Raw genomic sequence first — 10,781 nt, 5'->3', positions numbered from 1 at the left:
TCATCCCCACGACCACATCAACGAGCGGACAAGCCGACAGTCACATGATCAACAGCCTTTTGTTAGAGCCAGTTAGGCGTGCGGCGAATGTGGTCTGTCTGTTAAGGGACGAGTTCGAGGGCGCCCTGTGCGGACAGTGCGCGGAGAAAGTCGGGGGCGTCGAACATCGCGCCGGCGGAGGCGACACCGGCTGTCCTGGTCCGTCCTGTGAGGATGCGGTCGACGGCCTCTACGGTCAGGGGCGCGGTGACGGCGTAGATGTCCCGGCCTCTCGCCGCAGCGCGTCGTTCGCTGCCGCCGGAGCGTACGACGGTGTCGATGAGGAAGGTCTGCGCGGACCGACCGTGCTCGTCGGCCGCGGCCGGCACCGGGGTGTCGGGGGCCGATACGTCCTTGGCCGCCTCGACCGACATGTAGGTGCGCACTTCGGGAATGCGCAGGTGGCTGGGAACGGTGACGACATCAGCCATCGTGAACTCTCCGATGACGGGCCGAGGGCCCATCGGGTCGGGAAAGGGCCATTGCAGGGTGGCCGGGTCGTCCTGGTGGTACTCCAGCCGCCCCTGCGTGTAGCGGACGCCCCGGCCGTCCCGCCGCTGCCGGGAGACCGCCCCCGCGGCACGCGTCCCGGCGGTGGGGTGCCAACTGCTCAGTCCGTAGGCGATGTGCGCCTCGTCGGCCGCCGTCCAGTCGCCCATCGCCATGGTGATCAGCAGGTCGCCGAGGCCGCCGTAGAAGGCCATGGCGGGGACGATGACCGTTCCTGCGGCGCGTGCGAGGTCCGTGTATTTGGTGAACGTGTCGACGTTGGCCTCGATCTCGGCGGCCACATCCACATAGGGAATCCCGGCGCGCAGTGCCGCTTCGATCACGGGGGCGGCCGTTATGGCGAAGGGTCCGGCACAGTTGATCACGGCCGCCGTGCCGGCCAGTGCCGAGTCGAGCGAGGCCGGGTCGTCGACCGCTGCGGGGCGGACGTCCGGTTCGGATGCGGACGCCCTCGCCAGTGTCTGCAGTTTGCCGGCGTCGCGGCCGCAGAGAACCGGGAGGAACCCGCGTTCCCGCAGTTCTGCCACCACGAAGCGCCCGGTGTGCCCGTACGCGCCGTACACCGCGACCTTGTGCCCCGCTGTCATGGATGCTTCCTTTGCTCGAATGATCCGCTCGGATCCGTCTGGGCCATCCTTGTGGGGGCAGGTGTGCCAGGCGAGTGTCCGGAACGCCATGACCCGTACAATTCCGGACGTGGACACGATCGCGTTTGCCGTCACCGACGGGATGCTCCACTTCGAACTGGCCATGGCCTACGAGGTCTTCGGCTCTGCCCCGGCCGGCGTGGCCGGTCCCTGGTACCGCGTCGTCGTCTGCGGGCCGGGCCCTGTGGGGGCGGGCCGGTTCCTGCTCGAGCCCGACCACGGCCTCGACCAGCTCCGCTATGCGGACACCGTGATCATTCCGGCCTGGGCTGATGTCGACGTGGCCCCGCCCGCCGACCTTGTCGATGCGGTGCGGGCGGCCCATGAGGCGGGCGGGCGCCTGGTGTCACTGTGCACCGGTGCGTTTGTGCTGGCCGCAGCGGGCCTGCTTGACGGGCTGCGGGCGACCACGCACTGGGCCCACACCCAGGCGCTGGCCACCCGCTACCCGCGGGTCAGGGTGGAGGCGGACGTCCTCTACGTGGACAACGGCAGCGTGCTCACCTCCGCCGGCAAGGCCGCCGCCATGGACCTGTGCCTGCATCTTGTTCGTCTCGACCGCGGCTCGTCGGTCGCCAACGCGGTCGCCCGCCGCCTGGTCGTGCCGCCGCACCGGGACGGCGGGCAGGCCCAGTTCGTGACCACCCCGGTGCCCGCCCCGCGCAATCATCCCCTCGCCGAACTGCTCCCCTGGGTGCTTGAACGCCTCGACCAGCCGCTGACCGTGGAAGACCTGGCCCGCCAGGCACGGATGAGCTCGCGCAACCTGGGCCGCCACTTCAGGGCGGCGACCGGCACCACCGCTCTGCAATGGCTGCTGACCCAACGGATCCGCCGTGCCCAGGAGTTGCTGGAGACCACCGGCGACAGTGTCGACAGCATCGCGACGGCCACCGGTATGGGCACCGCCACGACGCTTCGCCGGCACTTCAAGCGCACGGTCGGCGTGCCGCCGGACACCTACCGGCGCACATTCCGAACGGGGAACCGTTCCAGCCTCGACGACATCGAGCAGCACCGTCCTTGACCTCGGCTCAAGGAAGCACTGCTTCAGTCGTCGCTGAGGCTCCAGACGTCACCGGCCGGCCTGGTTGACATGGCGGGGGCCACCAGACTCCGGCAGCTCAACCCAGCACAAGCCGGGGCACCAGGGTGGCAGGGACCTTTCTGTGCCGCAGGGAGGGGAGACTCTGAGTCGGCGGCCCTGCCGATGATGCGATCCCTCTCCTCCCGGTGTCGGCCAGGCGGGAGACCGCACCAGGGGACGGTGGGTTCGCCCGCCTCTCGGCCGGCTGGGGCGGGCTCCACCGTGTTGGTGGGCTCCACCGTGTTGATCAGTTGCCCGGGGCTCGGAGCGGTGGGGCGCGGCGGCAGGAGCGGAAGCGGGGGAGTTGCTCACGATCCCTGATCAGGGACCGGGAGCGACCGGGCGATCAGCGCACCGCGCGTACTCCGTCCAGGGCGATGGACAGCACCCGCTCCCGCTGGGCCTCGTCGTCGAAGGTGGTTGCGGTGATTCCGGCGATCATGCGGAGCAGGTCGGTGAAGGTCATGTCGGTGCGTGCGTGGCCGGTGTGCTGGGCTCGTTCGAGGAGGGGGCCGCCGGCTGCGTACATCGATTCGCGGCAGGCCTGGAAGATCTCCGAGTCGTCGTTGAGGGCCTCACGGACGGCCCGTTTGGTGACCATGTAGCCCGCGAAGCGGTTCAGCCAGGTGGTGAGTGCTTCCCACGGTTCGAGGTCGGCAGCCTTCTCGGCGACCTGGCACAACTCGTTGACCTCATCTGCGTAGACGCACTCGAACAGGTCACGGCGGGTGGGGAAGTTCCGGTACAGCGTGCCGATGCCGACGCCGGCGCGTCGGGCGATGTCCTCCAAAGACGCCTCCGCGCCGTGTTCGGCGAAGGCCTCGCGTGCGGCGGCCAGGAGGGCGTCGTAGTTGCGGGCGGCGTCCTTGCGGTGGGGGCGGCGGGAGGCCACGAGGTCGCTGACGGGGAAGGGCTGGGGTGTCATGGCTGCCTCCCGGGGGCGGGCCGGTTGAACCGGAGGGGTGCCTCCGCTACAGTGGAGGTGTGCCTCCACTTTAGCAAGTGTGCAGGTGCTCTCGCGCCGCCGGCGTGCGCGGCCGTGTGCGCCGGCGGCGTGGTGGCGGCTTTCGTACGACCTGCGGCACGGCCCTGCGCGGCGTGTGCCGTAGGTCCGCCCGACTCTTTTGCGTTCTTTTCCGTGACCGCTGTCCGTCCTTGCCGGCGTGCCCGGTGTGCTCCGGTGTACTCCGGTGCGCACCGCGTGCGTGCGGCCGGGGCGGCGCAGTGTGGTCGCAACTCCGTTCGGAGAGGCTTTTGATGCCCGGTAAGTCCACCCGTCTCACCTTCGCGGTCCTCGTGACCGGTGCGGGCGTGTTCTCCATGCTGCAGTCGCTGATCGCGCCGGCCCTGCCGACCGTCCAACATGCGCTGCACACCTCGCAGTCCACCGCGACCTGGGTGATGACGGCGTATCTGCTGTCCGCCTCGGTCTTCACCCCCATCCTCGGCCGGGTCGGCGATCTGGTCGGGAAGAAGCGCACACTCGTCGCCGTCCTGCTGGCGGTGCTCGTCGGCTGTCTGCTCGGCGCGCTCGCGCCGAGCATCGGCGTGCTGATCGTCGCCCGTGTCGTCCAGGGCGTCGGTGGTGCGCTGTTCCCGTTGTCCTTCGGCATCATCCGGGACGAGTTCGCGCCCGCGGAGGTGCCCGGCAGCATCGGCAATCTGTCGGCCGTGATCGCCGCCGGGGGCGGCGTCGGCATGGTGGCGGCCGGACCGATCGTGTCCGCGCTCGACTACCGATGGCTGTTCTGGATCCCGGTCGCCGTCGTCGCCGCCACCGCGCTGATCGCGCTGCGCTGCATTCCCGAGTCCCGCAACAGGGCTGAGGGAGGCGTCAGTTGGCTTGGTGCCGGGCTGCTGTCGGCATGGCTGGTGGCCCTGTTGCTGCCGGTCAGCCAGGCCGGCACATGGGGGTGGACCTCGCCCCGCGTGACCGGTCTGCTCGCTGCCGCGGTCGTACTGTTCGTCCTGTGGGTGTACGCCGAGGCCCACTCCGCCACGCCACTGATCGACCTGCGCGTGATGCGACTGCCGGCGGTGTGGACCACCAATACGGCCGCGCTGCTGTTCGGCGCCGGCATGTACGCCATCTGGACCTTCCTGCCCGGCTTCGTGCAGACCCCCAGCCGGGCCGGATACGGCTTCGGCGCGAGCGTGACAGCCGCCGGGCTGCTCATGCTGCCGATGCTGGTCGCGATGTTCCTCTCGGGCGTGCTCAGCGGCCGCCTGCAGCCCGTCCTCGGTGCCAAGACCCTGCTGACGGCCGGCGCCGGACTCGGGGCACTGGCCTGCGGCTTCCTCGCACTCTGGCACGACCAGCAGTGGCAGGTCGCCCTCGTCGCGGGCGTGTTCGGCTTCGGTATCGGCCTGGCCTTCGCCTCGATGGCGAACCTCATCGTCGGCAGTGTCCCGGCGGACCAGACCGGCGCCGCGACCGGCATGAACGCCAACATTCGCACCATCGGCGGATCTCTCGGCACCTCGGTGACCAGCCTGCTGGTCACCGGTCACCTCCAGCCCTCCGGCCTGCCCTACGCCTCCGGTTACACACACGGCTTCGCCCTGCTGGCCCTGCTGTGCCTGGCAGCGGCGTCGGCGGCGCTGCTGGTGCCGGTGGGGCGCGCCGGGCACCGTAGCGCGGCGGTCTTGGCTGTGGAGGCCGAGCCGGAGCCTGTGGGTCCGCGCCGCTGAGCATGAGGGAGCCATCGCGTCCCTGAAGCGGGTTGGCCTACGCGTCGGCGTGCGAAGCAGCAGCCGGAGGCCGTGCCGGAGGATGATCCGGCACGGCCTCTTGCTCATTCCCGGGGGCCGTGTGAAGGCCTGGGCGCGTGCACGCTCAGCCGGTGGCCGCACGGCCGCACGGCCGTCTGGCCGCATGGTGGGTCTGCTCGGCGCCGGCGGGTGGTCACACGGATGCCTGCTTGACAGCCCGCGCAGATAGGCGGCGGCGTGGAAAGCTTCGGCATCAAGGTGGGCATAGGCCGGAGTGAATATTGAGTTGCGACGCTCTGTGACCGTTGGCGGGACCTGTGCGCATCCTTCGTTTCAGGTCGCCCTTCGTTTCAGGTCGCCTGCGTGGCAAGCCGGCGCAGGGCCGCCACGGCAGGTGTTCCGGGGTCGGCCGTCATCAGGACAACCTCCTGGTCATCCTCGGGCACGAGCAGGACGTCGCAGTTCAACCGCAGCGCACCGGCCTCCGGATGGTCCAGGGTCTTGGTGCGATGCCCGGGAGCGTGGACTGGACGCGCCTCCCAGATCTGCCGGAACTCCTCACTGCCGGCGTGCAGTTCGGCCAGCAGCGCGGCCAGCTGCGGGTCATGCGGGTAGCGGTCCGCGGCCCGGCGCAGCCGCGCCACCACGATGTGCCCGAATTCCTCGGCGCTGGAGCTTTCGTACATCCGTCCCTGGCCCAGGAAGCGGCGTCGGGCCAGGTTCGTCGTCCCGACTTCAAGGTCGGCGCCGAGCAGTGCCCGGGCCAGGGGGTTGCAGGCGACTACGTCGTAGGCCGCGTCAGTGACGATGGCACCGGTCTCCGGCAGCCGCTCCAGCATCCGGGCCACGTGCGGGCGCACCCGCCGCACGGCGCTGATGCCGGGCGGCGCGCTGGAACCCGCCAGGCGAAACAGATGGCTGCGCTCGGCCGGCGTGAGCCGCAGCGCGCGGGCCAGCGCGTCCAGGATCCGGGCCGATGGCCGCGGCCCCCGGGCCTGCTCCAGCCGCGTGTAGTAGTCGACCGACATGTGGGCGAGCTCCGCCACCTCTTCGCGGCGCAGACCCGGTGTGCGGCGGTCGGTGCCCGTCGCCGCCAGGCCGATCTCGTGCGGACGCAGGCTCGCCCGGCGGTCCCGTAGGTAGTGGGCCAGCTCCTGCCGCGCCATGTCAGCTCCTCCCACTGCCTGGTACAGGCTGTCCCTGGCAGGGCACCCACGACCAGGGAAGTGTGGTTGCCATGAACGAACGCACAGCTCTGGTCACCGGTGCCAACAAGGGCATCGGCAAGCATATCGCCCGGCTGCTCGCCGCCGAGGGCCTCACCGTTTACGTGGGCTCCCGTGATCCCGGGCGCGGGCAGCGGGCCGTCGAGGAGATCGGAGCCGGGGCCCGTCTGCTGGTCCTGGACGTGACAGATCCCGACGGCGTCGCACAGGCCGCGGCTCAGGTGGACCGCTTGGACGTGCTGGTCAACAACGCCGGCATCTCGCCGTCACTCGCCCCGCCGACCGACACCGGCGTCGAGGAGTACCGGCGCACATACGAGACCAATGTGTTCGGGGTAGTGGCGGTGACGAATGCCTTCCTGCCCGCCCTGCGCCGGTCCCCGCGCCCGCGCATAGTCAACATCTCCAGTGGCACCGCGTCGCTGACCTGGAGCACCACCCCCAACCCCCAGTTCACCCCGGCAAGCGGCGCCGCCGCCTACCGGTCGTCCAAGGCCGCCCTCAACGCCCTCACCGTCCTCTACGCCCAGACGCTGGCCGAGGACGGCTTCAAGGTCAACGCGCTCGCCCCCGGCCTGCGGGCCACCGATCTCAACCCCCGGGCCGCCGCTGCCGGCGGCGACCCGGCCGAGGCCGCGCAGGGTGCCCTCCGCCTGGCCATGCTGCCGGACGACGGCCCGACCGGTGGCTTCTTCTCCTGGGACGGAACACCCGTGCCCTGGTGATCGGTCATGGGCGGCCTCGTGGACGGGTGTCCCGGCGGTGTGTGGTCCATGCCTGCCGATCAGACTGCGCACGGTGATGACCGTGTCGGCGAGGTCGAAGAAGGCGTCGATGACGGTGGTACGCCGCTCCTAGGGGGTGTCTCGTCGATCATGCCGGGCTCGCGGTGGCTGGCACCGCACCTCGCCGCGTTGTCGTCGGTCGCCGATGCTCCGCATCGGCGGACCACCTCCCTGAAGACAATCGAGCCCGCCGGGAGCCCGTCGGCCGCTGCTCCCGAGGACCGCTGACCGGCCTGCGATCACAGTGCACTGCACAGCTCGGCAGCGAGGCCGGCCTCCGGCCGGCCGGCTCAGATTCTCCAGGAGCGCAGCGCTTCGGCGACGGCGTACACACTCAACCGCGTGTCTCGAACCTTTCTGACAAGATCGGACAGCGCGCCGTAAGGCGGGTCGAGGCCCTCACCGGACTGGTCCATGTATTGGGCGGCGACAAAGGCGGCAAAAAGGCTGTTGCGATGCGGCAGCGGCTCAAGGCGTACAAGCGTGTGCAAAAGAGCGGCTGCACGCCAGGCCGCATCCGGGTCGGAGGCCTCAAGCGTCGGCATCCGCGTCTTGTGCCGGGCAACGGCCGCCACCAACGCGGAGTAGTCGGCGACCGAGACGTCCTCGTGCCCGAGGGCGGCCTCTTGGACGTCGAGCAGCCAGGAGACGTCGATGTGCAGAACCATCAGGCGGCCGAGGCCCCGCGCTCGGAGGGCGGGATCTCCTCGGGGAACGCCTCGTCGAACTCACCCCGCAGCCGGTCAGCCCAGACAGCGGCGCCGGCGACGAACTGCTTACGGTGCATCTCGCGCACCCCCAGATCGTGAAGGTACGCCTTCAGACTCTTGCCCTCCGCGGCGGCCGCAGCCCGGACGCCTTCCATTTCCTCGTCGGAGAAAGACACGTTCAGTGATGGCATGCATCCAATGGTACCTACTTGGTGCCACCCCCGACAGGTCATATTCCGGATCACTGCACAAGGCGCCCGCTCTCCGTGGTTGAGGGGGTGCGTGACCAGGCACGCTCGGATGGCCGAGCGGCCGAGACCAGGAGGATGTCGCAGATCCCGCGCGCGCCTGTGGTGGTGGACCTGGATGATGACGGCCTGCTGATCAGTCCGGACGTCTTCACTCGGCTCACGGAGCTGTACGCGGCGGATGAGCAGCTGGGCATCGTCGGTTTCCGCATCGCCGACGAGCGGGGCCGTACCCAGCGCCGTCACGTTCCGCGGCTGCGGGCGGCGGATCGATGCGGGGCGGGCTGGTGACGACGTTCCTCGGCGCTGGGCACGGGCTGTTCATGCGGATGCTGGAGGAGATCGGTGGCTGGCCCGAGCCGTTCTTCTACGCGCACGAGGAGACCGACCTGGCCTGGCGGGCGCTGGAGGCGGGCTGGAAGGTGCTCTACGAGCCGGAGTTGGCGCTCCAGCATCCGTGGACGTCGCCGACCCGGCATGCGGTCTTCTACTGGATGGTGGCCCGCAACCGGGTCTGGCTTGCCAAGCGGCACCTTCCCGCCCTTCACGTCCCCGTCTATCTGGGTATCTGGACCGCAGTGACCGTGGCTCGCACACGGTCGGCGGCGGGGCTGAGGGCCTGGTTCGGCGGGTTCGTGGAGGGCGTTGGCACCCCGTGTCCGCCCCGTTGGCCGATGAGGTGGTCCGCGGTGTGGCGGATGACCGGCCTGGGCCGGCCACCGGTGATCTGAGGTGATCGCTGACACTCCGCAGCACACCTATCAGGTGCTGACCGCGGGCGCGGCGCTTGCGGCAGGTCGCCGATCGTCTGCAGTGGCCGGAGAACCTGTGGACCGCGAGGGCGTCATGCTGCGCTGGTTCCGCCCTGGTCAGAGGCCGCTCACCGCAGAGGCCGCGCCCCAGCAAGTAGTTCACACTCGCCTTGTCGTACTACCACTCGATGGCACCTTCGACGCCGCCAACGCCGAGCCGATCCACATCACCGGCAGCATCCGCGTCCGCGTCGTCACCCAGACCCGCCCTGGCGGCGGAGGAGCCGCACAGATCGTCAGCACGCTGTAGCGCACTACCGGCACGGGGGAGGACACCGGCGCCGCCTACCGCTTCGCCGGCACAGACATCACCTTCCGCACCTACCCTCCCGACCCGGTCGCCCCCCAGGAGGTCAATCCCGTCTTCCTCAAGTTCTACCCACCCGACCCGATTCGCCCTCCAGTCCCAGTCCGGCCCGTCCGGGTCCTGGTCACCCTCGCCGGCAACGGCGCCATCAACGCCATTACCGGGAACGTCGTGAGTGGCTCACCCCCTGAGACGACCGCCCAGGCGAACTAGGTGCGGGTTTCCTCCCCCGGCCTTCTGCTCCGGGACAGCGGCGGCGTGCGGAAGGCGGGAGTCAGGCGAGCCGCCAGTCGGACAGCCTGCCGTCGTCGACGCTGGGGCGAAGGCGAAGCCGAGCGACCGGCCGCCTGCGGCTGTACCGCGTCGCCCAGCGGGTCCGCTCCAGCCCCCTCCTGCCCAGCGGCGGTACTCAGGCACGGTCCGCGCCGCGTGGGGCGGACCGGGTGCGGGTCGCATGGATGGAGCCGAGCAGGTGCAGGGCCTCCGCGCTGTGGCTACCGGGCTCCGCGTGGTAGATGACGAGTTGCTGGCCCGGGGTCTCTCGCACGTCGAACGCCTGATAGCTGAGGGTGAGGGGACCGACGTCGGGGTGCAGGAACTGCTTGGCCTCCTGGGTCTTGCCGCGCACGGTGTGGCTGTCCCACAGGCGGGCGAAGTCCGCGCTGTTCTTGGTGAGGATGTCCACGAGTTGGCGCAGGCGCGGGTTGTCCGGCTCGTAGCCGGCCGCTTGGCGCAGATTCGCGACGGTGGCCTGGGCAGTCCTGTTCCAGTCCTGGTAGAAGGTCCGGCCCGCGGGGTCCATGAATGCCATGCGGGCCAGGTTGTCCGCCGGGTAGAACGGCGCGTACAGGGCGTCGGCCAGCGCGTTGGTGGCAAGGATGTCCAGAGTCCGGTTGAGCACGAACGCGGGCGTGTGGGTATAGCCGTCGATCAGTTGCCGCAGTCCCGCGCCCACCTGGTCGGGCACGCCGACGGCGGGGGTGTCGGGCACCGCACCGACGAGCCGGTACAGATGCGCCCGGGCGTCACGGTCGAGGAGTAGTGCCCGGCTGAGTGCGTCGAGCACCTGGGCGGAGGGGTGGCGCTCCCGGCCTTGTTCCAGCCGCGTGTAGTAGTCGGCGTTGATGCCTGCCAGCACCGCGACTTCCTCGCGGCGCAGTCCAGGGACGCGGCGGGTGCCGTAGCTCGCCATGCCGACTTCTTCGGGCCGAAGTCCCGACCTGCGGCTTCGCAGGAATTCTCCGAGGTCGTTGTCCGCCATGCCGCCAGGCTACGCGGTGCCGCGACGGGGTGCCTGGGTGTGCCGCACCCAGGCAGAAGGCGTCCTGGTTGGCCAGTGGGGCATTGCCCAGACTCGGTGCGCAGGACATTCCCACCACGGAGAGGTATGCCATGACCTCGGATTCGGCGAACGGCCCGGATATCGACATCGTCGGTATGTGGGTCACCGCAGACGGCTACATCCGGCAGGAGTTGCGCGCGGACGGCCGTTACGACGAGGCGCGCGGCAGGCGCGCCAGTGCGTACACCGGCCGGTACACCGTCACGGGCAGCCACATCGACTACGTCGACGACACCGGCTTCACCGCCACGGGCGATGTACGCGACGGCGTGCTCTACCACGAGCACCTGGTGCTGTACCGCGAGCAGCCCGCCCCCTGACGGGGCCACGGAGCCGGCTCAGGGACTCGCTCAAGG

At 70.0% G+C, this 10,781-nt stretch carries 12 protein-coding genes and 1 pseudogene; 7 read left to right on the top strand and 6 right to left on the bottom strand.

Annotated features, from left to right (window positions below; translation table 11 throughout):
• Positions 1–101: 101 nt before the first annotated feature.
• Positions 102–1,136, bottom strand: coding sequence for a saccharopine dehydrogenase family protein (locus IE318_RS41270; protein ID WP_189908008.1), 1,035 nt, complete (start codon positions 1,134–1,136; stop codon positions 102–104).
• 109 nt (positions 1,137–1,245) lie between these two features.
• On the opposite strand from IE318_RS41270, the gene IE318_RS41265 reads away from it, so the two are divergent.
• Positions 1,246–2,223, top strand: a complete 978-nt coding sequence (locus tag IE318_RS41265; protein ID WP_189908007.1) for a helix-turn-helix domain-containing protein — start codon at positions 1,246–1,248, stop codon at positions 2,221–2,223.
• Between the two features lie 406 nt (positions 2,224–2,629).
• On the opposite strand, the gene IE318_RS41260 is transcribed toward IE318_RS41265, so the two are convergent.
• Positions 2,630–3,208 (bottom strand): TetR/AcrR family transcriptional regulator, encoded by a 579-nt coding sequence (locus IE318_RS41260; protein WP_189908006.1) that lies wholly within the window; start codon positions 3,206–3,208, stop codon positions 2,630–2,632.
• Between the two features lie 332 nt (positions 3,209–3,540).
• On the opposite strand from IE318_RS41260, the gene IE318_RS41255 reads away from it, so the two are divergent.
• A complete protein-coding gene (locus IE318_RS41255; RefSeq protein WP_189908005.1) occupies positions 3,541–4,974 on the top strand; it encodes an MFS transporter in 1,434 nt (477 codons plus the stop codon).
• A 371-nt stretch (positions 4,975–5,345) separates the two neighbouring features.
• Here IE318_RS41255 and IE318_RS41250 read toward each other — a convergent pair whose 3' ends face one another.
• A complete protein-coding gene (locus IE318_RS41250; protein WP_189908004.1) occupies positions 5,346–6,161 on the bottom strand; it encodes a helix-turn-helix transcriptional regulator in 816 nt (271 codons plus the stop codon).
• A 71-nt stretch (positions 6,162–6,232) separates the two neighbouring features.
• Here IE318_RS41250 and IE318_RS41245 point away from each other — a divergent pair, with 71 nt between their 5' ends.
• Positions 6,233–6,946, top strand: coding sequence for an SDR family oxidoreductase (locus IE318_RS41245; protein ID WP_189908003.1), 714 nt, complete (start codon positions 6,233–6,235; stop codon positions 6,944–6,946).
• Positions 6,947–6,994: 48 nt separating this feature from the next.
• A complete protein-coding gene (locus IE318_RS41240; RefSeq protein ID WP_189908002.1) occupies positions 6,995–7,234 on the top strand; it encodes a hypothetical protein in 240 nt (79 codons plus the stop codon).
• Between the two features lie 62 nt (positions 7,235–7,296).
• Here the strand turns inward: IE318_RS41240 and IE318_RS41235 are convergent, their stop codons facing one another.
• Both IE318_RS41235 and IE318_RS41230 read right to left on the bottom strand, forming a co-directional pair.
• Positions 7,297–7,674 carry a toxin Doc gene (locus tag IE318_RS41235; protein ID WP_189908001.1) on the bottom strand — a complete coding sequence of 126 codons (378 nt, stop codon included), beginning with the start codon at positions 7,672–7,674 and terminating at the stop codon, positions 7,297–7,299.
• Complete coding sequence (locus tag IE318_RS41230; protein WP_030180344.1) at positions 7,674–7,907, bottom strand: hypothetical protein; 234 nt, start codon at positions 7,905–7,907, stop codon at positions 7,674–7,676. The genes IE318_RS41235 and IE318_RS41230 overlap by 1 nt, the downstream gene beginning before the upstream one ends.
• Positions 7,908–8,063: 156 nt before the next feature.
• Between IE318_RS41230 and IE318_RS41225 the strand changes: the two are divergent.
• Both IE318_RS41225 and IE318_RS41220 read left to right on the top strand, forming a co-directional pair.
• Positions 8,064–8,695 (top strand): annotated as a pseudogene (locus IE318_RS41225) (glycosyltransferase family 2 protein); the annotation flags it as partial.
• Between the two features lie 97 nt (positions 8,696–8,792).
• Positions 8,793–9,026, top strand: a complete 234-nt coding sequence (locus tag IE318_RS41220) for a hypothetical protein (RefSeq protein ID WP_189908000.1) — start codon at positions 8,793–8,795, stop codon at positions 9,024–9,026.
• A 466-nt stretch (positions 9,027–9,492) separates the two neighbouring features.
• Here IE318_RS41220 and IE318_RS41215 read toward each other — a convergent pair whose 3' ends face one another.
• Positions 9,493–10,344 carry a helix-turn-helix transcriptional regulator gene (locus IE318_RS41215; RefSeq protein WP_189907999.1) on the bottom strand — a complete coding sequence of 284 codons (852 nt, stop codon included), beginning with the start codon at positions 10,342–10,344 and terminating at the stop codon, positions 9,493–9,495.
• Between the two features lie 131 nt (positions 10,345–10,475).
• Between IE318_RS41215 and IE318_RS41210 the strand changes: the two genes are divergently transcribed.
• A complete protein-coding gene (locus tag IE318_RS41210; RefSeq protein WP_030187052.1) occupies positions 10,476–10,745 on the top strand; it encodes an Atu4866 domain-containing protein in 270 nt (89 codons plus the stop codon).
• Positions 10,746–10,781 lie beyond the last annotated feature (36 nt).

Source organism: Streptomyces spiralis, assembly GCF_014654675.1.
Taxonomy (GTDB): domain Bacteria; phylum Actinomycetota; class Actinomycetes; order Streptomycetales; family Streptomycetaceae; genus Streptomyces; species Streptomyces spiralis.
This window is presented reverse-complemented; position numbering and strand designations above follow the sequence as displayed.